Here is a 25,564-nt window from a genome sequence, read left to right on the forward strand (position 1 = left end):
CTGGGCCTATAGATCTTTAACATCTGCTTGTTTTGTACGTACCGCTTCAGCAGCCACTTTTAAAGAAGCTAACTCATCAGCGGTTAACTTTGTTTCCACAACTTTGTTGATTCCATTCTTACCAATCTGTGCTTCAACACCAAGGTAAACACCGGTAATTGAATACTCACCATTTACCCACGCGCATACCGGCATTACCTCATTTGAATCCGTAATCACAGCCTTTGCCATTCGAGCTGCAGCCGCTGAGGGTGCGTAATAAGCAGAACCTGTCTTAAGCAATGCCACAATCTCAGCGCCACCATTTCGAGTTCGGTCAACTAAATCCTTTATTTCATCGGCAGATAAAACATCTGAAAGTGGTTTGCCATTTACTGTGCAACGACTTGGAACTGGCACCATCGTTTCACCATGTGAACCAAGAGTTAAAGTCTTAACGGACGCCGTTGGCACACCACATTTTTCAGCAACAAAGTTTGTAAATCTTGCTGTATCAAGCATGCCTGCTTGACCCATAACTTTGTTATATGGAAATTTAGTTGCGATTTGAGCTAATGCAGTCATTTCATCCAATGGATTTGAAACCACGATAATCACTGCGTTGGGTGAATGCTTTGCAATGTTTTCGGCAACGCCACGGACAATTCCAGCATTTACGCCAATTAAGTCCATTCGACTCATGCCAGGCTTTCGAGGTAATCCTGCAGTAATAACTACCACATCAGAGTTGGCAGTCTTCTCATATCCGCCACCTTCTGCAGTTGTGGTGGCACCAATAACTTTAGTTTCAAAATTTTCAATTGATCTTGATTGATTAATATCTAACGCTAAGCCCTCTGATTTACCTTCTAAAATATCGGTCAATACAACAGTTTCAAAAACATCATATTCTGCAAGTCGTAGTGCGGTGGTTGAACCATAAAACCCAGCCCCTACAACTGTTACTTTCCCAGATCTGCTCATTGAATCCTCTCGCTGCTTATGGCCAATATTACTGATTTAGGGCAAATCAACTAAATCGGTGAGGTTATCTGGCGTTGGGAAGTGAAATAGCCAATCCAAATAACATGATGCAGATCATAATTGGCAGAATCAATTCAATATTCCGCTTTACTTTTAATTGTGAATATCTAGCCAACGTAAATGCAGCTGCGCCAATTGATAAAATGATTGAGCCACTGCGTACTGCGCCACTAATTCCAATCACTAACCCGATCGCAACAATAAGCAATGAAACTCTTCTTATTTGATCAAGTCGAAAACTATTTTTCATTTCTAGCCAGTTCAATTACATTTTTAAGCAGCATAACCCTTGTCATTGGACCTACTCCACCTGGCATCGGCGCAAAAGCAGAGGCGACCTCAATAACTTTAGGATCAAAATCCCCAACAAGTTGATTGCCATCTCGAGTGATTCCAACATCAACTAAGACTGATCCTTTTTTCACCATTTCAGGCTTTATAAATTGCGCACTACCCATGGCAGCAATAACTACATCAGCATCCTTAATGAGGTCGGTTAAATTCTTAGATGCTGAGTGTGCCAGGGTTACTGTGGCATTAATTGGTTTTTGGGATAGCAAAATAGATAAGGGTCTACCGACTGTCATGCCTCGGCCAATAACTAATACCTTCACGCCAGATAAATTAATTTTATACTCAGCTAACAAAGCCACAATCGCCTTTGGTGTACAGGCAACTACTGAGTTAAAACCTAAAACAAGATTGCCTAAATTATTTGGAGTAAGCCCATCTGCATCCTTTGCTGGATTAATTGCAGATAAAACTTTTTGCGTATTCACTCCAACTGGAAGTGGAAGTTGAACAATAAATCCTGAGCAACTCGGATCTGCATTTAGTGCGTTAACTGAGGCAATAACTTCATTAGTGGTTGCACTGGCAGGTAAATTTACTTTAATTGATTTGATGCCAACCTCAGCACAATCCCGGTGCTTGCCTTCAACATATGCAACTGATCCAGGATCATCACCGACCAGAATTGTGCCCAAGCCAACTGGCTTATCGAGTTTTCCAATAGCGGCAGCGATATCAACCTTTATCCTCTGGGCTAAAGCTTTGCCATCCATGATTATCGCACTCATGTAGCAAGCCTACTCTGCATATCTTTTTTCTTAAACAATTTTGGTAAGTAGTGAATAACTAGGAATGCTAAAAGGATGTGAACAAAAACAATTGCACCGATCCGTAGTGGATTTACGCCAACTGGATTCATATTTGCTGAAATTAATGATCCAGATGAAATAAACGCCAAGATCGCTGAGCCAAGGACAGATAGAAGTAGGAATCGCAGATTTAGTTGTTGTTTACTTTTTTTATCAATATCAAGGACTTTAATTTTATTTAGGTTTATTAAAGCATAACCAAAAAGCATGATTGATAAAGTAATCATCCATGGAAACCTCCCGGCAGGTAATGCTGCAAGGGCTGGAATTGCAGGAATCTCACGAAGATTAAAGATAAATGGAGTGATATCAGTTGCACTACCTAGTGAAAATCCAGAACCTAAGATGTAGCTAAAGGTGGCAAAAAATAGATTAGGCAAATAAAGTATTTGTAAGAACAGCAACAGAATTCCGCCAATGATGCCTGGGTGAAGAACTACGGTTAGATTTTTAGCAATACTAAAGTTAAGTAGCAGGTTTAATGAGAAAAGTACTCCTGAGATTCCGAGCATGATTAAAAACATTTGGCCTGGTAATTTAACTAGTGTTTCAAAATTTACCGTAGTTGTGGCTAGAAATAATAAAAACATCAAAACTGCTATCCCTCTTAGATAGTCAACTGAGACTTGGCTGTTTGAAGCAATTAGTGCCAGTAGTAAGTAACAAATCAAATAGGTCAAGATAAAGTATGCCCGACTCATTTTTTTGTTTTCAATTACTGCAACTACTCTTCTATATCCCACTCGCATACTAAGCCAAGGAAGTATTACCGCACCTAACGGCAAGTAAGACAGGTACCCAGTTATCTCATTGCTAGTGATATGAAATGGCGCTAAATGCGATCCTAACCAAAGCCAAAGCGCAGCTCGCATTGGATCAGATGTAGTCCCGTATGTACTTCCAGCAGTTGCCCAAGCGAATAAGGTAATAAAAGCAAGTGGAAAAAGTATTATCAGTATTGATCTAATTACTTGTTGCAGCGTGATCAAGAACCTACGCGCAACCATTATTTTCCTATCTGCGATTTATCCATTCAATATCTTGCGCATCAAGTTAGCGGTTTCACTTGGTGTTTTACCAACCGCAACACCGACAGCTTCCAAAGCTTCTTTTTTAGCTGCAGCAGTTCCTGAAGATCCAGAGACAATTGCACCAGCGTGACCCATAGTTTTGCCCTCAGGTGCTGTAAATCCAGCAACATATCCAACAACAGGTTTAGTTACATACTCTTTCATGAATTGCGCTGCTCTCTCTTCTGCATCGCCGCCAATTTCACCAATCATAACAATCGCTTTAGTTTCAGGATCATCCTGGAATGCGCGCAAGCAGTCGATATGAGTTGTTCCAATTATTGGATCTCCACCAATTCCTACCGCTGTTGTGAAACCGAAATCTCTTAACTCAAACATCATCTGATAAGTCAAAGTGCCTGATTTTGAAACCAAACCAATTTTTCCTGGTCCGGTAATGTCTGCTGGAATAATTCCTAAGTTAGTTTTTCCTGGGCTAATAATTCCAGGACAGTTTGGACCAAGAATCTGAGTTTTGCCTTTACTTACTGAGTAAGAATAAAAAGCTGCCACATCATGAACTGGAATACCTTCAGTAATAACAACCACTAATGGCATTGCGGCATCAATGGCATCGATTACTGCAGCCTTAGCAAATTTTGGTGGCACAAAAACAACCGAAGCGTTTGCTCCTGTTGCACTCATCGCTTCGGCGACTGAGTTAAAAACTGGAATTAACTTTCCGTCCATATCAACACTTTGGCCACCCTTACCAGGAGTTACGCCACCAACAATTTTAGTTCCAGCTTTGAGCATGCGCTTTGTGTGTTTAGTTCCCTCAGATCCTGTCATACCTTGAACAATCACTTTGGTGTTTTCATTTACAAAAATTGCCATTATCTTGCCGCCAACTCTGCAGCTTTTGCTGCCGCGCCATCCATAGTTTCAAGTTGCTCAACCAGTGGATGATTTGCATCATTTAATATCTTGCGGCCTAGCTCAACATTATTGCCATCTAATCTGACCACGATTGGTTTTGTAGCTTTTGATCCCAACATATCAAGTGCCTGCACAATTCCATTTGCTACCGCATCACATGCAGTAATTCCGCCGAAGACATTAACAAACACACTTCGTACATCACTATCTCCCAAAATAATGGATAAACCATTTGCCATTACTTCAGCAGAAGCACCCCCACCAATATCTAGGAAGTTTGCAGGTTTGACTCCATATTTTTCACCTGCATAAGCCACTACATCTAATGTGCTCATCACAAGGCCTGCGCCATTTCCAATAATTCCAACCTGGCCATCAAGTTTTACGTAATTTAAATCCTTCTCCTTAGCCAATTTCTCCAGCGGATTTGTTGATTCATGATCTACTAAAACTTCGTGCTCTGGGTGTCTAAAGCCAGCGTTATCATCCAAAGTAACTTTTCCATCTAAGGCAATTACTTTGCCATCAGAGGTTTTAACTAAGGGATTTATCTCCATCAAAGTTGCATCTTCTTTAATAAATGCCTGCCACAACTTAACTAATACATCTGCGACCTGATCAATCACATCAGCTGGGAATTGACCACCCTTTGCAATCTCAAGTGCCTTAGCTTTATCAATTCCTATATTTGGATTAATTCCAACCTTGGCTAGTTTTTCTGGTGTCTTGTGAGCAACCTCTTCGATCTCCATGCCGCCTGCAACCGATGCCATAACTAGAAAATTTCGATTTGCTCGATCTAATAAAATTGCTAGGTAGTACTCAGAATCAATTGGTGCTGCTTGAGCAATCATTACTTTATTTACAGTATGTCCTTTAATGTCCATTCCTAAAATTGCCGCTGCCTTTATTTTGGCATCATCAGCATTCTCAGCCAGTTTTACACCGCCTGCTTTTCCACGACCGCCAACTTTTACTTGGGCTTTAACTACAACTTTGCCGCCAATTTTTGTAGCAGCTGCATGAGCTTCATCTGGAGTAGTTGCTACCGCACCAGCTAATACTGGAATTTGATGTGATTCAAAAAGATCGCGCGCTTGATACTCAAACAGATCCACTTAATTATCCCCGATCAATTTTTATCTTCGGTAAGGTGGTAATAGTAATGAGATTGGCTCTAAATTTATAATTTCTCAACTGGGGCATAGCGAAGCAATAGACGTTTTTCACCATATGAGCCGAAATTAATGGTGGCTTCGGCTCGATCTCCATCACCTGTAACTGCAACCACTGTTCCCATGCCAAAGGTGTCATGTGAGACGCGTTCGCCAACTTCAAGCTTCATTGTGTTGCTCACCTTGCCAGTTGGCTTTGGTGCTGTGAAAGAACGCTTAATTGAACTCTTTATTGGTGAAGCTTTTTCTTGTGCTTGATTCCACTCAATTACCGAATCTGGAATTTCACTTAAGAATCTAGAGGCTGCGTTGTAGTTAGGCGCACCCCAAGATGAACGGTATTCAGCTCTTGTAATAAAGAGATTCTCTCGAGCACGAGTTAAGCCAACGTAGGCAAGCCGGCGCTCTTCTTGTAACTCATCTGGATCTCCAAGAGTGCGAGAGTGTGGAAATATTCCCTCTTCCATTCCAGTTAAAAACACTGTTGGAAACTCAAGTCCTTTAGCAGTATGTAATGTCATCATGGTTACAACACCGCCGTGATCTTCACCTTCTGGGATTTGATCAGCATCTGCTACTAATGAAACATCTTCTAAGAAGCCAACAAGTGATATCTCTTCACCATCATCAACTTCACCCTCTTCATACTCAGTTGCAACTGCTACTAACTCCTCTAAGTTTTCTACCCGAACTTCATCCTGTGGATCTTTGCTTTCAGATAATTCAGCAAGTAAACCAGATTGTTCTAGTACTGCTTGGGCGATAACTGATGGCCTAGTTTTGGCCTCTACTAAGGTTTGCAGGGATTGAATTAACTTAACAAACTCAATAAGTGAAAAGGATGATCTCTGAGCTATTTCTTGATTTTTATCAACCTCACAGAGAGATTGCCAAAATGTTAAGTTATTATCTTTTGCATAAAGATCAAGTAAATCTAGCGCTCTATCTCCAATACCTCGCTTTGGTGTATTGATAATTCGTCGAAGTGAAACCTCATCCTCTGGATTTACAACCACTCTTAAATAGGCGAGGAAATCTTTAATCTCTTTTCGCTCATAAAAACGAACTCCACCAACAACTTTATAAGGAATTCCAATGCGCATAAATACCTCTTCAAAAACACGAGACTGCGCATTTGTCCGATAGAAAATTGCAGTATCCCCAGGATTAGATTTTCCAAGATCTCGTAACCGGTCAATCTCGCGCACTACAAAATCTGCTTCATCGTGCTCACTTTCAGCAACATATCCAGTAATCATTGCGCCAGCGCCAGCCTCTGACCAGAGATTCTTTTCTTTCCTGCCATCATTGTTTGCAATTACGGCGTTCGCCGCACTGAGTATGTTTTGGGTGGAGCGATAATTTTGTTCGAGCAATATTGTCTTTGCATTTGGATAATCAGCTTCAAATTGCAGAATATTTCTTATATTTGCCCCGCGAAAGGCATAGATTGATTGGTCGGCATCTCCTACAACACATAATTCAGCAGGTGCAATTCCATCTCGTTCATGGCCAACTAATTCTTTGATTAGAACATACTGCGCATGATTTGTATCCTGATACTCATCAACTAAAATATGTTTAAATCTGGATCGATACTTAGCCCTTACTTCTGGGTGTCTTTGCATAACTTCAACTGTTTTGGCTATTAAGTCATCAAAATCCATAGAGTTGGCGCCACTTAATCGCTTTTGATAGATAGCAAATACTTGAGCGACGATCTCTTGGAAGTGATCTTTACTTTGGTTTAAATAATCAGCAGGACCAAGTAATTCATTTTTTGCCTGTGAGATTAATGCAGCGACCGCCCGCGGGGCATATTTTTTCGCATCTAAATTCAAGTCCTTCATAACCAAAGTTATTAAACGCAGAGAATCACTCTGATCATAAATAGTGAATGAATTGGTATATCCAAGTAATGAAGCTTCTCTTCTAAGGATTCGAACGCAAGCAGAGTGAAATGTTGACACCCACATAACCTTTGCTCGATCTCCTACTAATTGCGCAACTCGCTCTTTCATTTCACCAGCTGCCTTATTAGTAAAGGTAATCGCTAAAACTTCAAATGGTGCAACATTTCGTTCAGCTAGTAGGTATGCAATTCGCCTTGTTAGTACTCGAGTTTTTCCAGAGCCAGCGCCAGCAACTACTAATAATGGAGAGCTTTCATGTTTAACCGCCGCTAATTGTTGTGAATTCAAACCTTGAGTTAATGCGGACATATTGGCAAGTCTATCGGTGGGTAATGACTGGGTAGTTGCTGCGGTAATCTTGCCAATTATGATGCCTTTAGATGACAGTGAAATCGAGCGAGTACTTGTCGTTACCGCACACCCTGATGATTGTGATTTCGGAGCAGCCGGCACTATCGCGCTTTGGACTGCTAAGGGAATTAAAGTTTCCTACTGCATCTGCACAAATGGTGATCAAGGAGGCGAGGATCCAAATGTACCAAGGGATGAAATGCCTAAAATTCGCCAACGTGAACAACGAGAAGCTGGTGTTGCAGTTGGCGTAACTGACATAACTTTTCTTAATTACCGAGATGGTTGGCTAGTACCAACAATTGAACTTCGAAAAGATATTGTTAGACAGATCAGAATTTCAAAACCTGACCGAATGGTTATTCAATCCCCAGAACGAAACTGGGATCGATTATTTTCATCTCACCCAGACCATATGGCAGCCGGTGAAGCTGCAATTCAGGCGGTCTATCCAGATTCACGAAATGCTTTTGCATTTGAGGATTTACTAAAGGTAGAAGGTTTAGAACCTTGGCGGGTTAAGGAAGTATGGGTTACCTCTACAAGTAATCCAGATCATTATGTTGATATTACAACTACCTTTGATAAAAAAATGAAAGCATTACATGCTCATGTTAGCCAAACAGCACACAATGAGAACCTTGAGAAGATGGTGCGCGAATGGGGTGAGCGAAATGCTGAGGCTAATAATTTGCCGGCTGGAAGTGTTGCTGAAGTATTTAAAATAGTAAATACAAATTAACGAACTTTTACTCGCTCAATTGCAATTGTTTGTTTGGGCAAACCATCATTTGTGCCATCTGCAACACCTTCTTTTGCAATTGCTTTAACAATCTCTAATCCCTTTGTTACCTTTCCCCAAATAGTGTATTCCGGTCGCATTGAGGTATTTTCATAAACTATAAAGAATTGACTGCCATTTGTATTAGCACCTGAGTTGGCCATTGCTACAACACCTGCTGGATAATTTGACTCTATTGCTTGCGGTAGATTTTCATCGCGATAACTAAAATTAGGTCCGCCCATCCCAGTACCTGTCGGATCTCCACACTGTAAAACATAAATATTGTTTGTCGTTAATCGATGGCAGACAGTTTTATTAAAAAATCCACCATTTGCTAGTGCAGCCAGGGCAACAACAGTAATTGGTGCACTCTTTGCGTTAGCTTCAATCACAATATCACCACAATTTGTTGTTAAGGTAAATGTTCTGTTCTTAAATGGAGGTTTAACCTCTGGTGGAGTTATGTTTTTTACCGAATGAGCTTTGGCATTTGTTTTCTTACATACAACTTCAGACACTTTCTTAGATTGTGCTGAGTTAGAGACAGGTGAAAGAATTATAGAAAAAATGGTAATAAAAGTTGTAACTGCGATTACTTTTATTATCTTTTGCACAAGGAGAGTTTAATCAACAATCTAAAGATCACAAACAAAAAACCTTAGATAACGCAGTTTACTGTCAAACTTTAAGCACTTTCACAGCAGAAACTTATGGTTGAACTACAACCTCAACCCGCTGGAACTCCTTCAAATCTGAATAACCACAGGTAGCCATTGATCTACGAAGTGCTCCAAAAAGATTCATTGAGCCATCTGCAGTATTAGATGGTCCAGTTAAAACCTCAGCTAATGTTCCAACGCTTCCAACCTGCACACGGTTGCCTCGTGGTAATTGTCCATGATGTGCCTCAAGTCCCCAGTGCCAACCTTTTCCTGGTGCTTCAATGGCCTTTGCAAGAGGTGATCCCATCATTACCGCATCTGCGCCACATGCAACAGCTTTTGCAATTTCACCACTTGAACCCACTGAACCATCAGCAATTACATGCACATACCTTCCACCAGACTCTTCTAAATAATCACGTCGAGCTGATGCAACCTCAGCCACCGCAGATGCCATTGGAACTGATATTCCTAAAACAGTTTTAGTTGTGTGAGCAGAACCGCCACCAAAGCCAACTAACACTCCTGCTGCTCCTGATCGCATTAAATGCAATGCTCCTTGCGCTGTTGCGCAGCCGCCCACAATTACAGGAACATCTAGCTCATAAATGAATTTCTTTAAGTTTAATGGCGCAGTTTTCTCAGATACATGCTCTGCTGAAACTGTTGTGCCACGAATTACAAATATATCTACGCCAGCATCAAGAACTGCTTTGTGAAATTCAGCAGTGCGTTGTGGGGAAAGCGCTCCTGCCACAGTAACTCCTGCTGCTCTAATCTGAGCAAGTCTTTCTTTGATTAAAGTTGGTTGAATTGGGGCAGCATAAATCTCTTGCATTTTCTTAATTGCTTTGTCTTCACTTAACTTAGCCATATCAGCTAATTGTTTTTCAGCATCCTCATACCTTGTCCAGATGCCTTCTAAATTTAAAACTCCAAGTCCGCCAGCTTCACCAATTGCAATTGCAGTAGCTGGTGAAACTACAGAATCCATTGGCGCTGCAATAAATGGTAAATCAAATTTATAGGCATCAATCTGCCAAGAGATAGAAACCTCTTCTGGATCTCGAGTTCTGCGAGATGGAACGATTGCAATTTCATCAAATGAGTATGCCGCCCGCGCGCGTTTACCAGGACCTAATTCAATATCGGACATATGACCAATCGTATCTGTTGATGAGTTATCTAATGAAATCTACGCTAATAAGTCCCAGGCTTTAACCCCGCCAGTCACACCAGCTGAGTTAGGAATTATCTTTACTTTATAATCAAAACTTTTTAGCGCAGATTTACTAATTCTTTGCGCATTACCCCCGCCGATATATAACTTATCCCAAATGATCATTGGATATAGCTCTTGAATTAAACTCTTTACTCGCCTTGACCATAATTGATTTCCCAAACGCCTACGTGCCTGTTCGCCAATCCATGAGTCAATAGATTTTCCATAGCGAATAGTTGAATGTGATATCTCTAAGTGAGGTGCGATAACGCCATCACTAAAAATCGCACTCCCAAGGCCTGTGCCAAAGGTTAAAACTGTCTCTAGACCTTTTCCTGCAATCACGGCAGCAGCATGCACCTCAGCATCATTTAAAACCAAAGTAGGCAGTTTTATTTTCTTTTTCAACATACTTTGCATATCAAAGCCATACCAAACTTTTTTTAGGTGTGGATCTACCACTCCACGAGGTCCACTTGCATTTACATAATGAGGAATAACAATTACTTTGCCGCCTCTGATCATGCCTGGCAACCCAAGGGTTACTCGCTTAATTCGGTTATCTGCTTTTACAAAATCATCAATTATGGAGATTAATTTCAAAGGGGAAAGTGGATATGGAGTTTTAAGATAAGGAAAATCAATTAAAACTTTTCCACCCTTATCAAGCACAGAGGCCTTGATCCCAGTGCCACCGCAATCAACGGTTAGCGTTGTAACTTTCACCGATTGATGTTAATCGATTGCAGCTACTTTGAGAACAAGGCCTGCTGTTTAATTTACTTAGTGAGAGTGTCCGCCTGCTCCGTGTGAGTGGCCATGACCTGCTGCCTCTTCCTTTTTCTCCTCTGGAGTTTCAAAAACTAAGGCTTCAGTTGTAATGAACATTGCAGCAATAGATGCAGCATTAGCTAGCGCTGATCTAGTTACCTTAACTGGATCAATTACGCCCTCTTTTACAAGATCTGTGTAAGTCTCTGAGTAAGCGTTGAAACCTTCATTTGGTTTCATAGCGCGCACCTTTGAAACTACAACATAACCTTCTTGGCCAGCATTTTCTGCAATCCAACGAAGTGGTTCATCACATGCTTTACGAACAAGACGCACACCAACTGCGCGATCTCCTTCAAAGCCCAAATCATTATCAAGGGCTGCTGCTGCATGTACTAATGCTGCGCCGCCGCCAACAACAATTCCCTCTTCAACTGCAGCTCTTGTTGCAGAGATAGCATCTTCAAGACGGTGCTTCTTCTCTTTTAACTCAACCTCAGTGTGGGCGCCAACTTTGATCACACAAACTCCACCAGCAAGTTTTGCAACTCGCTCCTGTAGTTTTTCGCGATCCCAATCAGAGTCGGTGTTTTCAATCTCGCGGCGAATCTCTGTAACGCGGGATGCAACATCATTTTTATTACCAGCACCATCCACAATTGTGGTGTTGTCTTTACTAATAACAATTCGACGTGCTTTACCAAGCATTTCAATATCGATTTGCTCAAGCTTTAGGCCAACCTCAGCAGAGATAACCTGTCCACCAGTAAGGATTGCAATATCTTGCAACATTGCCTTACGACGGTCACCAAAGCCAGGTGCTTTAACTGCAGCTGAGGCAAATGTGCCACGCATGCGGTTAACAACCAAAGTTGAAAGTGCTTCACCTTCAACATCCTCGGCAATGATCAAAAGTGGTTTGCTTGCTTGGGCAACTTTTTCTAGTACTGGCAAGATCTCACTTAATGCAGAGATTTTCTGACCAGAAATAAGAATGTATGCATCCTCTAGAACTGTTTCCATGCGATCTGAATCAGTAACAAAGTAAGGAGAGATATAACCCTTATCAAATTGCATACCTTCAGTGAACTCAAGCTCAAGTCCAGTAGTTGATGACTCTTCAACAGTGATCACACCATCTTTGCCAACCTTGTCCATTGCTTCAGCGATTAAATCACCAATAGCTTTGTCCTGGGCTGAAATGGTTGCAACATCTGCAATCTGAGATTTTCCACTAACTGCAGTTGAATTCTTTCGCAATGCTTCAGTAATTGCAGATACTGCTTGTTCAATTCCGTATTTAAGCTCCATTGGTTGAGCACCTGCCGCAAGATTGCGTAGGCCCTCTTTCACCATTGCTTGAGCTAATACAGTTGCAGTAGTTGTGCCATCACCTGCGACATCATTAGTTTTCTCCGCAACTTGCTTAACAAGTTGGGCGCCCATGTTTTCTGCAGGATCTGATAACTCAATCTCTTTAGCAATTGTCACGCCATCATTTGTAATCAATGGTGCGCCGTAGCTTTTTGCAATTACGACATTCCGACCCTTAGGTCCAAGTGTTACCTTGACGGTATCGGCAAGAATGTTTACGCCGCGCTCCATCGCACGACGTGCTGCTTCATCAAATTGAAGTGATTTACCCATGATTACTTCTTCGCAATAATTGCTAGTACATCACGAGATGAAAGTACTAAGTACTCCTCATTGTTGTACTTAACCTCAGTGCCGCCATACTTTGAATAAAGCACGACATCACCCTCTTTAATGTCTAATGGAAGTCGATTTCCGTTTTCAAAACGGCCAGGTCCTACTGCCATCACAGTTCCCTCTTGTGGCTTTTCTTTTGCAGTATCTGGAATTACTAATCCAGATGCAGTCTTCTGCTCTGCCTCATTAGCCTTAACAACAATGCGATCTTCTAGTGGCTTAATTGAAATTGCCATCCTGATTTCTCCTTCTTAGATTCGGTATTACCCTCTTAAGGTGCCCCAGTTTTTCGATTAGCACACAGGGCCTTAGAGTGCTAAAGCCAACTTTAAAGGGCGGTGCTTATCAGTGCAAATTAAGCACTGATCTACCAGATCACTTGGGCTATGGAGGCGGCTGAATCAGCCCCAATGCCTATCTGAGAGGGCTTAACACCCTGACTGATCGCAAGGCTACCAAGAGCTGCAACCATCGCACCGTTGTCGGTACACAGCCCAATCGGTGGAATAGAAAGATTGATCTTATTGATTTCACACCTTTGTTTAGCCACCTCTCGCAATCTGCTGTTAGCAGCAACGCCTCCGGCAATAACTAAATTATCAATACCACTTTCCTTACAAGCAGCTAGAGATTTACTAAGTAATACATCAACTACCGCTTCTTGAAAAGATGCTGCCACATCAGATTTCTTATAATTTGGTGTTTGATCTAGATACCTTGCAACTGCAGTTTTAAGGCCAGAAAATGAAAAATCATATTTGTGTTTTTCTAAATCAGTGGCACCAGTTAAACCCCGTGGAAAATTAACATGCTTTAAATCGCCATCTTTTGATTGCTTATCAATTATTGGTCCACCTGGAAAACCTAAGCCCATAATTCTGGCGATCTTGTCAAAGGCTTCACCAGCAGCGTCATCAATGGTGGCGCCCATGACTTGAACATCAGTGGCTAAGTTATTAACCTTTAAAATTGAAGAGTGGCCACCACTAACCAATAGCGCAATAGTTGGTGTAATTTTCTTATCTGAATCTAATTGATCAACTGCAATATGAGCTGATAAATGGTTCACGCCATACAAAGGTTTGTTGAGTGCAAGTGATAAAGCAGATGCGCTACTTACCCCAACTAGTAAAGCACCAATTAAACCTGGGCCTGCAGTTACTGCAATCGCATCAATATCCTTGATCGATACGCCCGCATCCTTTAGAGCCTGTTTAATTACCTGCTGCATAGCTTCTAAGTGAGCTCTGCTAGCAACCTCTGGAACTACACCACCAAACCTGACATGTTGTTCAACACTTGATGAAATTACATTTGCCAGTAATTTTCGCCCGTCAACTATGCCAACCGCGGTCTCATCGCAGGAGGTTTCAATACCAAGAACTAGCGCCATTACTTAAGCTCCTTGCGCATTACAACAGCAGTTAATCCTGGGCCGTAGTAATTCTCTCTTCTAGAAATTTCAATAAATCCAAAGGATTCATACAGGGGACGGGCCTGATCATTTCCTAATCTCATTTCAAGCATTATTGCTTGTGCTTTTTTAACTCTGGCCCAATCAATTAGCCGCTTTAACAACTCTCGGCCAATACCTTTTCGCCGGTAATCTGCTGCCACAGTTATTGTGTGAATGTCAGCCACATCTGCAACATAGAAAATTCCGGCATATGCAATTAATTGCCCTTCAAACTCAGCAGCTAAGTAATGCGCAGTTTTGGGCGCCTTAGCAAACTCCTCTTTAAATTGCCCAGCACTCCAAGCAGCCTTTGCATAAACCTCTTTTTCAATTGCAGTTGCACTTACTAAATCCAGTGCTGTCATCGGCCGAAACTTAACCCCGATTGGAAGTGGATAAGCATCTGGTTTTCTTATGTAAATTGGTTGTTCAACAGATTTACTACTTTGCGCGATTTTGGCTAACGCCGCTGGATCTGGATAGTACTCACCCTCATTTAGTACTGGGATGCCAAACTTTTCTAATTCACTTGCATTACTAACTGCTGGCTCAGTTATTCGAATACCATCTTTATACCTTGCCCAAAATCTCTCTTTACGTCTGGCATCAGTTGAAATTATAAATTCATCTTTATTAATGCCAGCAGCCATCGCATCTAGTGAGCAAACTCCAACCCAATCAATTTCAGAAGCAAGTGCAAAACTTTGAGCAAAAGCTATTCCAACTCTTAAGCCAGTAAATGGGCCAGGGCCCATACCAACAGCAACTAAATCTATTTTGTTGTTTAGCACGAGTGCTTGTGAAACCAGCTTTGGTAGTACTTCACCATGAGCAAGTGGGTCAATATGTGATTGATTAAATGTAACTTTGCCATCACAAATTAGTGCAACGGAGGTTTTTGAGGTTGAGGTATCAATCGCTAATACATTGCTCATAATTTAAAGTTATCCCAACGATCTCCCACCATTACAAACTCTACTTGGCGTTGATCATCTTTTTGCCCACGATCAATATTTATCTCTAAGTATTGATCGGTAAGGGTTGAAACAAAATCTTTACCCCACTCAATCACAAACACACTGCTTGCTAAATAACTTTCAAAATCTAAATCTGCAAAATTACTTGGATTAGAGTCCAGTAATCGATAGGCATCAATGTGAATGAAATTTGGATTTCCCTTATGAATTCGACTAATCACAAATGTTGGTGAGGTGACTCCTAATATTTTAAATGCTGATGCAATTCCTTGAGTTAATACCGTCTTGCCAGCACCTAGTTCACCATTTAATACCACCACATCTGATGGCTTTAATTGCCGGCCGATTTTTTCACCTAACTCAAACATCTGCTCGGGTGAATTAATTTGAATATTCATCAGGAGGTTAGTTTATAGAGAATGAAAACGGGCCCCTAGTTTCCTAGAGGCCCGCTTAATTTCTTACTTACTTATTGACGGAACTTCAGCAATGGTGCTGCGAAGTTTGGATCAACAAACAAGTTTGGCTCATTCTTAATTGCAGCCTTTACAGCTGAGTTAGAAGGAAGCTTGCCAGTCTTGGCTGCAGATGCTGCAAGTTTTGCAATAGCCAGGATTTGGCTAGTTGTGTAGTTGCAGTGACCTGTTCCATTTGTTTTAACAGCTGGCGTAATAGGTGCGCCGGCTGATGAGAACTGGGTATATGAATCATCTGGCTTATTCCAAATTGTTAGAAGTTTGCCTGACTTTGATACACCACTTGCAACAGATGCTTCATACTGATTCTTCAAGTATTGAGCAGCTCCTGCTGGAGCAATTTGATCAGCAGTTGCGGCAAGTTGAATAGTTGGAACTTCAATCTTGCCCTGTAGTTGATAGACGCTATTCATCTTTGCAACCGCAGCAGCATTTGCTTTTACGCGAGGCATTAATGAAAGGTAACCAAGAACAGCAGTAGCGTTGCTTCGACCAGTTAATGGTGCAGCAAACTGATCTAATTCTTCTGCAACACGGGCTGCATAATTTGTAGTTGAGTTATCAAAGACAACTCCACCGTAGCGAACCTCCATGTCATAGTTAGCAATAACTGCAAGGATCGCAGCTTCTGCTCCGTTTTCTAGAACAGCAAGCGCTGGGCTTAGTACCAAACCAAATGTGGTCTCAGATGCACCAGCAGGACCTGATGAAGCATCATAAGTATTTGATTGAGTTGGAATGCCTGCCATTAGACCAAGAAGCAATACAACGCTTCGCACTGGAAGCGCTTGTAAAGCAGCTGGCGCAGTTGTAGTTGATGGCCATGCTGGAGCAGTTGGATTAGCAGCGATTGCTGCTGATAAAGCTCCCAAGGTAGTCAGCACTGTGCCAAGATCTGTAAGCATTTCAACATAACCTGCTTGACCAGCTGAGTAATTTGTTCCCTTAATTGCTGGGTTGAATAATGTCTTCATACCCCATAGGAAATCTCCAGCCATTGTAATTTCAGCCTGAGCTGAATCTGCAATACACATTGGTGCTACAGCATCGACCGCTCCTGGCATTTGTTCAGCCAGTGACTGTGCGGCAAGCCCACCTAGTGAATTACCCCAAGTTACAACTTTGTTGATCTTTGAGTACTTGTCACGGGCAATTGTTAATACCTGAAGAGCTGATTCAACGCTCTCTTCAAGGTTCCATCCTTGGTTTTGCACACCAGCTCCAGCTAACGCAAAACCTTGCGCTAGAAGTGCTGCGGCAACCTCTTCAGATGGTGCAACATCAGCTGCGTAATTAATTAGTGAACCCTTAGGTGCAACTACTGGGATTGCTGGCAGGTTGACGTTGTAACGAATTCCATGTGAGTAAACCATCAATGTGCCATTGAACTTGGCTGGCATGATGATTTCATACTTGGACTTGTTCATATCTGTGCCTGTGCACTTTTCAATATCAACTACTTTGATGCCAGAAAGAATGGTTGTCTCTTGGCAATCATCAGCAGCACGAGCAACTGTTGGAACAGCTACTGTGAATGCTGCGATTAATGCAGCTGAAGAAAGGGCAACTAGACCCTTAGTTAGTTTTAGATTTTTCATGAGTTTGTTGGTATCCCATTCTTAGGCATTGTTGGACGAACGAAGTTTGATACTTCAACTGCTCCAGCACCTGAATCAGTTGTGTAAACAACTAGTTTGCCGCCGTATGGCTTTCCTTCACCCTTAGCGTTTAATTGGCTTACCCAGTAACCGTTGTAACCAACACGGCTAGTAGCTGAATAACCAAGTGGAACTAATCCTGCGCTAGCAAAGGTTGATCCCTTAGCTTCAATTGCAGACATAAGTCCGGCACGAGTTAGGTTCTTACCAGCAGCACGTAGTGCCTGCACAGTTAGCATCGCTGAGTTCATTCCAGCAAGTACGTAGTTATCAAAGGTGATTCCCTTGTTGTACTTAGTGTTGATATCAATGAATTGCTTAACATATGGATCAGTTAGATCCTTTGCATCTGGCATAAAGCTTGCAGAAACGATGCCATCAATAGTTGTTGACTTAACACCTAGCGCAAGCAGAGTGTTTGCATCAGCACCGACTGAACCTGCCAAGAAAGTAAACTTCTTAGTTAGCTCTAACTTCTCTGCTGCCTTCAAGATTATGGCAGTCACATCAGTTGTTCCAAACAAAACCAATACTGGCTTTCCTGGTACAGCGCCAAGAGCGGCAAGAGCACCTTCAGCTCTAGCTGCAGTCATGGTTCCCTGTGGGTAAAGTGTTGGTGATAATGTGAATTTGTGACCCGCTGTTGTAAATCCTGCAACACCATCTGAACCAAACTCATCATCTTGAGCGATCATAAATGTGGCTTGGCCTGGGAAATTATCCTTAATTACCTTTGCCATCACCTTTGCTTCCATGTTGTACGTTGGAAGCACCATAAATGTAGTTGGGTACTTAGCCTTATTAGTAAATCCACTGAAGCCGGTGTTTATAAATAGATCAGGAACATTGTTCTTAGCAAGAGCGGCTGCTGTGTAAGCCTTGGAGTGTGTAGCAGTTCCAAGTGCGCCAACTAGTGCAAAAACTTTGTCCTTTAAAATTAGGTTTGTGGTTTGAGTAGCTGCAAGTGTTGGCAGGTACTTGTCATCACGAATAACTAGTGAGATCTTGCGACCATTTACTCCACCATTTGCATTGATGTAGTCGAAGTAGGCGCGCATGGCTCCTGGCACCTTGCCGTATACAAGTCCAGCTGATCCGGTAAGAGGGGTTGAAACACCCAACTTAATCGAAGTTGCTGTTACGCCTGTCGAATCGGCATGAGCGGGCACAGTGCTGAGCACCATGGCGCTTGTTGCCACAATCGCTGAAGCAAGGATTGCTCGCTTCATACTTTTGTTTCTGATCATTTATTTCCTTCCCTAGGGTTTACTTACTTGGTAAAATTGATACAACTTAGTGATGCTTTTTGAGTAGATGCCCTGGACCATTTGGCGTGAACACCACTGCCAAGATCAGCAGCGCACTCACGATAAATCCCGGCAACACCGTGGTAAAGCCTTCCGAACCTCCAATACGAGATACTAACGAATCGGCGATTTCAGGTATAGCAACCAGCACCAACCCCCCAAGAATGACACCCTTTAGGCTGTACAGGCCAGTAACAACGGCGGCTCCCAGCAGAGAAAAGGAGAGACTAAGCGGGAAAGCGCTCGGAGAGACCCCGCTAATTAGCATTACCAGCAAACCCCCAGATAAACCCGCCACCCCAGAGCTAATTGCAAATGCATTCACCTTTAATCGCCCAACATTAATTCCAGCCAGCTGGGCTGCAACAGGATTATCTCTTACTGCTTTAAAAGTTCTGCCATACCTGGAAGAAAGTAAATTAACAATAAAGAAAACCATAATTAATGCAGCAAGTGAACTTATCCAAAAAAACCATTTGTACTGTGAGAAATCTTCGCCAAATCTTGCTGGTGGTAAGCCAACATCAAAAACAATTCCCTCTTCCGCTCCCAAGATTGGAAATTGATTGGCAAGAGTTGGTAGTGAAATTGCTAAGGCCAATGTGGTTCCAGCTAAATATGGACCACTTAATCTTGCTGCAATTAAACCCAAAATCAAACCAAATACTCCAGCAACAAGCGCTGACATAATCAAACCAATAACTGGGTGCCAACCAGCATTAAATATAGAAAGTGCTCCTGCGTATGCACCCACTGCCATCAATGCACTCTGTCCTAGGGATAATTGTCCGCTGTAACCAGTAAGTAAAATCACTGAAGTTATTCCTAAGGCATAAGTGGCAACAAATGAGCCTTGATACAACTCAAGATCACCTACTCGGTCTCCTAAAATTAGTAATAGCCAGCCAAACAAAACAAATAAAAATAAACGCTTTCTTGTTGTTATTGGTTTATGCACCTTGCCAGCTTTCTTCACTTAGGCACCTCGACTCTTCTTTGGCGCAAAGAGCCCAGCTGGTTTAACTAGTAAAACTAAGATTAAAACTATAAATGCGGTAGGGAAAAATAATTTAGGACTGATGTATGTCGTTGAGAAGATAATTGCAAAACCTAAAATCATGGCGCCAGCTACTGCGCCAAACAAACTCTCTAGCCCACCGATAACAGCTGCAATAAAACCGAGGACTAGTAACAGGTCCATAGCATTCGGATATAAGAAGTAACCAGGTATATAAAGCATGCCAGCTAAGCCACCAGATGCTCCAGCAATTGCCCAACCTAAGGTGCGAACTGAGTCCACCTTAATTCCAGATAATTTTGCAATCTCTGGTGAGTATGCAGATGCCCGCAGCGCTAATCCAATATTTGTTTTTTGGAATAAAAGAGTTAAAAGCAGCATAGCAATCGCCACAAAGACTAAAACTAATAGATTGTAATTACTAAATGCGATTACAGTTCCCATTATCTTGTAACCACCAGTTGATACTGGCGCTTCAATTGATTGGTTTGTAATGCCCCAAACAAATCCGATCACTGCTTGAATTATTCCGAGCAAACCAAGGGTTGCCACAACTGGTGCAATCATCACAATTGGCCCAGATTTAACCCGCTTGAATATCGGACGCATAAAGAATCTATCTATAACAGCTCCAATTACTGCTCCACTTACTACTGCCACCACTAGGGCAATCCAGAATGAACCAGTTCGTTGAATAACTGTGTAGCCAATATAGGTTGTTAAAACAGCTTGGCCAGCTTGAGCAAAGTTAATTACACGCGTTGACCGCCATACTAAAACTATTGCAATGGCCATCAAGGCGTAAATTGCACCAGATGTTAGGGATGTGAGAACTGCAGTAATAAATTGCGTCATTTTAGAACCCCAAATAGGCAGAGCGAACTGCCGGATCGTTTAGTAGCTTTTCTGCAGAATCAATCAATACAACTGAGCCAAGACTTAACACTATTCCTTCATCAGCAATCTTTAATGCACCCATTGCATTTTGTTCTACGAGCACAACAGTAAGATCCATTTTCTTTACTAGGGATTTAATTGTTTGAAAGATCTGTTCAACAATAAGTGGTGCAAGTCCAAGAGAGGGCTCATCGAGTAGAAGTAATTTTGGTCGAGCAATTAGTGCTCTGCCAATAGCAAGCATCTGTCGTTCGCCACCAGAGAGTGAGCCAGCAGATTGAGACATCCGCTGACCTAAGATTGGAAATAGTTCAACAACTTCATTTGTAGCAGCTGCTACATCTTTTTTATCTTTGCGCCAAAGTCCAGTTAAAGCTAAATTATCTTTCACACTCAACTCTGCAATTACAGATTTACCATCAGATACATGCATAATCCCAGAGCGTGCTAAATCTTCAGCACGTTTACCTAGTATTGAAACGCCATTCCAACTCGCACTCCCTGAAGCTGCATCCTTTAAGCCAGATAAGGTTCTTAGCAGTGTGGTTTTACCAGCACCATTTGCGCCGATGATCGCTGCCAGTTGTCCTTGTGGAACTTTAAATGAGACATTATTTATAGCTCGAATTGCACCGTGATCAATTGTTAATCCTTCAACAATAAGGCTCAATTGTTTACCCCTAAATAAGCTTCAACAACTGCTGGATCTCGCCTTACATTCTCAACATCTCCTGATGAAATAACCTCACCAAAGTTAAGTACATAGAGTCGATCACAAACAGACATAACTACATCCATATGATGCTCAACTAGAATAACTGAGCATTGAGTTGCTAAGTTGTGAATAAGTGAGTTCATCCATTCAATATCTTGCGCTCCTAGCCCACCTGCTGGTTCATCAAGTAAAAGAATTTTTGGCTCAGAAACTAATGCTCTAGCGATTGCCACCCGTTTTGTAACTGGATAAGGAAGTGAATCCGCCCGTTGATCGGCAATGCCTGATGCATACACTCTCTCTAATGCGGTCAATGCTCGCTGGCGTAATTTCTTTTCATCCTTAAGACTTAAACCAAGTGCGCCGGAGATCAAGCCACTCTTAGAACTTTTATTGTCACCAATCATTACATTCTCAAGCACGGTTAGCTCTGGAAATAATCCAACACCTTGCAGAGTGCGCGATATTCCTAAATCAATTAATTGATGCGGCTTTGGCCATTTATGCGATTTACCATTTATTGAAAGTGTTCCAGATTGCACTTCAGTTAAGCCAGAGAGTGCGTTAAAGAAAGTTGTTTTACCTGCTCCGTTAGGGCCAATCAATCCAACTACTTCATTTTCATTTAATTCCAAATTAACATTAGAAAGTGCTTTCAAGCCACCAAATGAAACTGATAACGATTTAATTGAAAGCAAATTAGCGTTACTCACGAGAGTAGATTCTAGGCACCCGAACTCCAATTCGGGTAACGATTTCATAATTTATTGTTCCGCAAGCCTTAGCCCACTCATCAATTGTGTACTCACCCTGGCTACCATCACCAAAAACAATCACTTCATCCCCAGTTTTTGCTAAGGAATTAGCCCCAAGATCCACCACAAATTGATCCATTGAAACTCTGCCAATTAATGGTGCTCGCTTACCGGCAACATAAATACCAGCTAATTCATTAGCATTTCTTGGAACTCCATCTGCGTAACCAAGAGTTACTACACCAAGCTTGGTATCTGATTTTGTTGTTGCAGTGCCACCATATCCAACACTTTGACCTGTTTTAACAGATTTAACAAGTTGAAGTTTGGCAAATAACTTCATGGCAGGTTTTAAGCCAAGTGAGGCGGAGTCTCCCATGTTAATGACATCAGGAGATAACCCATATAAACCAATTCCCCATCTAATAATGTTTTTGTGGGCTGCTTCATTGCTTAAAGCTGCTGCAGAGTTTGCGATGTGAATAAATTCAAGGTTAACGCCAGAATCATTTAGTTGTTTAACTTTTTGAGTAAATACATCTAATTGAGTTTTATTCATTACCGCATTTGGCTCATCTGCTCTTGCAAAATGCGACCAGATACCAATCGCTTTGATCTCATTCGCCTTTACTGCTTTTACAATCTCAGGTAGTAATGATCCCCAATCATCACCAAATCCACCGCGATTCATCCCAGTATCAATTTCAATGTGAACTCTTGGCGCTTTGTTTAGAGATTTTCCAACCGAGATAATTTCATTTAAAAGCTCGATGGAAGAAACAGAAAGATCAATATCAAGATTTATAGCAGTTTTAAAATCTTCACCAATCGGCGTGAGCCAAGAAATTATTGGTTTTGTAATTCCACCATTTCTAAGTGCGATTCCCTCTTCAAGAAGTGCGGTGCCAAGCCAATCAGCGCCAGCTTTCTCAGCCGCCTTTGCCACATTAATTAGACCATGGCCATATGCATCAGCTTTAACAACTGCAAGTACTTGGGCAGAGGTTTTGCTCTTAATAAATTTTAGATTCTCAGCAATGGCTGCAAGATTTATCTCAGCTCGAGCGCGACTCATAATCGAGTAAGCCTACTTTGATTTAAGAAGGTTGGCGATCAGAGGTGATCGAGCGATCTACCGCAATGATCGCCACAAGTAGTGCTGAGCCAATAAATAATCCACCCAACAGATCTGAAAACCAATGTGTGTTTCTATATAGAGAAGCTAAACAGACCCCGGTAGTAACTATGGCAACAAACCATGTTAATCGCATGCCTTCAAATGGATACTTGTGTGAATACCTAAATATTAAATATGCAAATATTCCCCAAGTTAAAATAGCATTTGCTGCATGCCCACTTGGATATGACAGGCCACTGTCGGTAAAAACTAAATCAAATCCAGTACTTGGCTTAGTTCTTCCAAACAATAATTTAGATACTCCGACCGTTAGATTAAGAAGTAGAAGTGAAAGGATGGAAAGATTAATCGGCCGCCAAGATTTAAACCTTCGACTGATTAAAACTGCGGTAAACAACAAAATGATTGCAGTCACGCCTCTTAACCCAAGATCATCAACTAGCATCACTAAGGTTGGGGTTTTGCCTGGGGTAATTAAAAGGAAATCACGTTCATATATCCATTCATCAACTCGTCTAATCCAAGTATTTGCTAATACCTGCTGAGTAACTAAGGCATAGAGCGCTAAAAATAAAACAGTCAATTTGATTGCAGAGTTCATCTGCTTTTTTCTTTGTTCAGGCATTTTTCTTACTCAACTGTTACTGATTTTGCCAAGTTTCTGGGCTGATCAACATCATTTCTACGGGCAACTGCCATCTCATAAGCAATTACTTGCAGTGGAACAACTGCTAATACTGGTTGTAATAGTTGATCAGTCTTTGGAATTCGAATCAAATGATCAGCGCCAACAAAATCAAATTCACTAATGGCAATTACTACCGCACCCCGTGCCTTTACCTCTTGAATATTGCTCGCCATCTTTTCAGCAAGAACTGAATGCTCAGCCGGCATTATCGCCACCACTGGAGTTCCTTTATCAATTAATGCGATTGGGCCATGCTTTAACTCACCTCCCGCAAAACCTTCAGCATGCATATAGGCAAGCTCTTTTAATTTTAAAGCTCCCTCAAGCGCGGTTGGATACCCAACATGTCGGCCTAAAAATAAAACTGATTCTACATCTTTAAATTTACGAGTTAACTCTCTTAACGGCTCTACAGTTTCTAATACCTGCTCAACCTTTGCTGGTAATGCAGATAACTGTTCAATAATTGCATTAACCTCTTTTTTACTTAAATTATCTAGCCTTTTTCCAATCTCTAAGCCAATTAAGTACATAGCGATTAATTGAGTGGCAAAGGCTTTAGTGGAGGCGACTGCAATTTCAGGGCCTGCATGTGTGTATAAAACAGCATCAGATTCTCTACCAATAGTTGATCCATTCGTATTGCAAACAGAAAATATTGTGGCACCTTTTGATTTGGCATAACGAAGAGCCATCAAGGTATCCATGGTTTCACCTGATTGTGAGATTGGAATTACTAAAGTCTTTTTATCCAAACTTGGCTCGCGGTATCGGTACTCAGAGGCAAGCTCAACATCGACAGGAATTTGTCCCCATTTTTCGATTGCATACTTACCAACTAAGCCTGCGTTATATGCAGTTCCACAAGCAATAATTACAATCTTTTCAAACTTCTTAAACTTCAATTTTAGATTTAGCCCATCTAGACGGCCAATTAAAGTATCTGAAATTGCTTTTGGTTGTTCATAAATTTCCTTCAACATAAAGTGGGTAAAGCCACCGCGCTCTGCCGCACTTGCATCCCAGGAAATTTCATACTGCTTTGATTTAACTACCTGCCCAGCCAGGTTTGTTACCTCAATTGAGGTTGGAGTTATTTCAACAACTTCATCTTGACCAAGTTCAAGTGCAACCTTGGTATGAGCGATAAAGGCTGCAACATCTGAGGCTAGAAAATTCTCACCATTGCCAACTCCAACTACAAGTGGTGAGTTACGTCTTGCACCCACAATATGTGAAGGATTATCAGAATGAATTGCCAGCAATGTAAATGAACCCTTTAACTGCTTACACACTTGGCGCATAGCAGCAGCTAAATCACCATTGTTTTCTTTTCGAGCATCACTTAATAAATGAACGACAGATTCAGTATCAGTTTCAGATTTAAATTTATGACCGCGTTTTTCTAACTCTGCACGTAGTTGAACATAATTTTCAATAATTCCATTGTGTATTAAGGCCAGCTTTCCATCATTATCTAAGTGCGGATGAGCATTGGTATCAGTTGGTCCACCATGAGTTGCCCATCTGGTGTGGCCAATCCCGCTAGTTGAGTTGGGAGTTTTAGCCAATGCCTCTTCTAAGTTTTTTAACTTGCCAGCTCGTTTTTCAATATATAAAGGTTTACCAATTTCAGTTGGAAGAGCTATGCCAGCTGAGTCATAACCGCGATACTCAAGTCTTCGCAGACCTTCTACAACTGGATTTAGTGCGGAGTTTTTACCGGTGTAGCCAACAATGCCGCACATTTATAAAACTC

General features: G+C 41.6%; 25 protein-coding genes. 1 reads left to right on the forward strand and 24 read right to left on the reverse strand.

Features of this window, described 5'->3' with window-relative positions; all coding sequences use genetic code 11:
- Positions 1-6 precede the first annotated feature (6 nt).
- From B1s21122_RS05355 to pcrA, 7 genes are all read right to left on the reverse strand, one after another.
- The gene (locus B1s21122_RS05355) at positions 7-963 is read right to left on the reverse strand and encodes a malate dehydrogenase (protein ID WP_095680276.1); all 957 of its coding nucleotides are present in this window, start codon (positions 961-963) and stop codon (positions 7-9) included.
- A gap of 64 nt (positions 964-1,027) precedes the next feature.
- Positions 1,028-1,273, reverse strand: a complete 246-nt coding sequence (locus tag B1s21122_RS05360; RefSeq protein WP_095680275.1) for a hypothetical protein — start codon at positions 1,271-1,273, stop codon at positions 1,028-1,030.
- Complete coding sequence (locus B1s21122_RS05365; RefSeq protein ID WP_095680274.1) at positions 1,263-2,102, reverse strand: bifunctional 5,10-methylenetetrahydrofolate dehydrogenase/5,10-methenyltetrahydrofolate cyclohydrolase; 840 nt, start codon at positions 2,100-2,102, stop codon at positions 1,263-1,265. Before B1s21122_RS05365 ends, B1s21122_RS05360 begins: the two co-directional genes overlap by 11 nt.
- Positions 2,099-3,190: a cell division protein PerM gene (locus tag B1s21122_RS05370; protein WP_095680273.1), complete on the reverse strand. Its 1,092-nt coding sequence runs from the start codon at positions 3,188-3,190 to the stop codon at positions 2,099-2,101. The genes B1s21122_RS05365 and B1s21122_RS05370 overlap by 4 nt, the downstream gene beginning before the upstream one ends.
- Positions 3,191-3,208: 18 nt before the next feature.
- Positions 3,209-4,090, reverse strand: a complete 882-nt coding sequence (gene sucD / locus B1s21122_RS05375; protein WP_095680272.1) for a succinate--CoA ligase subunit alpha — start codon at positions 4,088-4,090, stop codon at positions 3,209-3,211.
- On the reverse strand, positions 4,090-5,250 hold the full coding sequence (sucC, locus tag B1s21122_RS05380; protein WP_095680271.1) for an ADP-forming succinate--CoA ligase subunit beta: 1,161 nt from the start codon (positions 5,248-5,250) through the stop codon (positions 4,090-4,092). The genes sucD and sucC overlap by 1 nt, the downstream gene beginning before the upstream one ends.
- Before the next feature lie 65 nt (positions 5,251-5,315).
- A complete protein-coding gene (gene pcrA / locus B1s21122_RS05385) occupies positions 5,316-7,529 on the reverse strand; it encodes a DNA helicase PcrA (RefSeq protein ID WP_095680270.1) in 2,214 nt (737 codons plus the stop codon).
- A 58-nt stretch (positions 7,530-7,587) separates the two neighbouring features.
- Between pcrA and B1s21122_RS05390 the strand changes: the two genes are divergently transcribed.
- Complete coding sequence (locus B1s21122_RS05390; RefSeq protein ID WP_095681225.1) at positions 7,588-8,313, forward strand: PIG-L deacetylase family protein; 726 nt, start codon at positions 7,588-7,590, stop codon at positions 8,311-8,313.
- Here B1s21122_RS05390 and B1s21122_RS05395 read toward each other — a convergent pair.
- From B1s21122_RS05395 to glmS, 17 genes are all read right to left on the reverse strand, one after another.
- The gene (locus B1s21122_RS05395) at positions 8,310-8,969 is read right to left on the reverse strand and encodes a peptidylprolyl isomerase (protein ID WP_095680269.1); all 660 of its coding nucleotides are present in this window, start codon (positions 8,967-8,969) and stop codon (positions 8,310-8,312) included. The two genes, B1s21122_RS05390 and B1s21122_RS05395, sit on opposite strands and share 4 nt — an antisense overlap.
- A gap of 94 nt (positions 8,970-9,063) precedes the next feature.
- Entirely contained in the window at positions 9,064-10,173 is a 1,110-nt protein-coding gene (locus tag B1s21122_RS05400; RefSeq protein ID WP_095680268.1) for a GuaB3 family IMP dehydrogenase-related protein, read from the reverse strand.
- Positions 10,174-10,212: 39 nt separating this feature from the next.
- Entirely contained in the window at positions 10,213-10,965 is a 753-nt protein-coding gene (locus B1s21122_RS05405; protein ID WP_095680267.1) for an ROK family protein, read from the reverse strand.
- Positions 10,966-11,022: 57 nt separating this feature from the next.
- The gene (gene groL, locus B1s21122_RS05410; RefSeq protein WP_095680266.1) at positions 11,023-12,657 is read right to left on the reverse strand and encodes a chaperonin GroEL; all 1,635 of its coding nucleotides are present in this window, start codon (positions 12,655-12,657) and stop codon (positions 11,023-11,025) included.
- 2 nt (positions 12,658-12,659) lie between these two features.
- Positions 12,660-12,956 carry a co-chaperone GroES gene (gene groES, locus B1s21122_RS05415; RefSeq protein ID WP_095680265.1) on the reverse strand — a complete coding sequence of 99 codons (297 nt, stop codon included), beginning with the start codon at positions 12,954-12,956 and terminating at the stop codon, positions 12,660-12,662.
- 131 nt (positions 12,957-13,087) lie between these two features.
- A complete protein-coding gene (tsaD, locus tag B1s21122_RS05420; RefSeq protein ID WP_095680264.1) occupies positions 13,088-14,113 on the reverse strand; it encodes a tRNA (adenosine(37)-N6)-threonylcarbamoyltransferase complex transferase subunit TsaD in 1,026 nt (341 codons plus the stop codon).
- Complete coding sequence (gene tsaB / locus B1s21122_RS05425; protein WP_095680263.1) at positions 14,113-15,111, reverse strand: tRNA (adenosine(37)-N6)-threonylcarbamoyltransferase complex dimerization subunit type 1 TsaB; 999 nt, start codon at positions 15,109-15,111, stop codon at positions 14,113-14,115. The genes tsaD and tsaB overlap by 1 nt, the downstream gene beginning before the upstream one ends.
- On the reverse strand, positions 15,108-15,551 hold the full coding sequence (gene tsaE, locus B1s21122_RS05430; protein ID WP_095680262.1) for a tRNA (adenosine(37)-N6)-threonylcarbamoyltransferase complex ATPase subunit type 1 TsaE: 444 nt from the start codon (positions 15,549-15,551) through the stop codon (positions 15,108-15,110). Before tsaE ends, tsaB begins: the two co-directional genes overlap by 4 nt.
- A 71-nt stretch (positions 15,552-15,622) precedes the next feature.
- Positions 15,623-17,227: a DUF6351 family protein gene (locus B1s21122_RS05435; protein WP_095680261.1), complete on the reverse strand. Its 1,605-nt coding sequence runs from the start codon at positions 17,225-17,227 to the stop codon at positions 15,623-15,625.
- Positions 17,224-18,534 carry an ABC transporter substrate-binding protein gene (locus B1s21122_RS05440; RefSeq protein ID WP_095680260.1) on the reverse strand — a complete coding sequence of 437 codons (1,311 nt, stop codon included), beginning with the start codon at positions 18,532-18,534 and terminating at the stop codon, positions 17,224-17,226. Before B1s21122_RS05440 ends, B1s21122_RS05435 begins: the two co-directional genes overlap by 4 nt.
- 46 nt (positions 18,535-18,580) lie before the next feature.
- On the reverse strand, positions 18,581-19,570 hold the full coding sequence (locus B1s21122_RS05445; RefSeq protein WP_095680259.1) for a branched-chain amino acid ABC transporter permease: 990 nt from the start codon (positions 19,568-19,570) through the stop codon (positions 18,581-18,583).
- A complete protein-coding gene (locus B1s21122_RS05450) occupies positions 19,571-20,467 on the reverse strand; it encodes a branched-chain amino acid ABC transporter permease (RefSeq protein WP_095680258.1) in 897 nt (298 codons plus the stop codon).
- Between the two features lies 1 nt (position 20,468).
- The gene (locus tag B1s21122_RS05455; protein WP_095680257.1) at positions 20,469-21,179 is read right to left on the reverse strand and encodes an ABC transporter ATP-binding protein; all 711 of its coding nucleotides are present in this window, start codon (positions 21,177-21,179) and stop codon (positions 20,469-20,471) included.
- Positions 21,176-21,937 carry an ABC transporter ATP-binding protein gene (locus tag B1s21122_RS05460; RefSeq protein ID WP_095680256.1) on the reverse strand — a complete coding sequence of 254 codons (762 nt, stop codon included), beginning with the start codon at positions 21,935-21,937 and terminating at the stop codon, positions 21,176-21,178. The genes B1s21122_RS05455 and B1s21122_RS05460 overlap by 4 nt, the downstream gene beginning before the upstream one ends.
- On the reverse strand, positions 21,930-23,054 hold the full coding sequence (gene alr / locus B1s21122_RS05465) for an alanine racemase (protein WP_095680255.1): 1,125 nt from the start codon (positions 23,052-23,054) through the stop codon (positions 21,930-21,932). Before alr ends, B1s21122_RS05460 begins: the two co-directional genes overlap by 8 nt.
- Positions 23,055-23,076: 22 nt before the next feature.
- Positions 23,077-23,742, reverse strand: coding sequence for a phosphatase PAP2 family protein (locus B1s21122_RS05470; protein WP_095680254.1), 666 nt, complete (start codon positions 23,740-23,742; stop codon positions 23,077-23,079).
- Positions 23,743-23,747: 5 nt separating this feature from the next.
- Positions 23,748-25,553 (reverse strand): glutamine--fructose-6-phosphate transaminase (isomerizing), encoded by a 1,806-nt coding sequence (gene glmS / locus B1s21122_RS05475; protein WP_095680253.1) that lies wholly within the window; start codon positions 25,551-25,553, stop codon positions 23,748-23,750.
- Between the last annotated feature and the right edge of the window lie 11 nt (positions 25,554-25,564).

This window comes from Candidatus Nanopelagicus limnes (assembly GCF_002287885.2).
GTDB lineage: Bacteria > Actinomycetota > Actinomycetes > Nanopelagicales > Nanopelagicaceae > Nanopelagicus > Nanopelagicus limnae.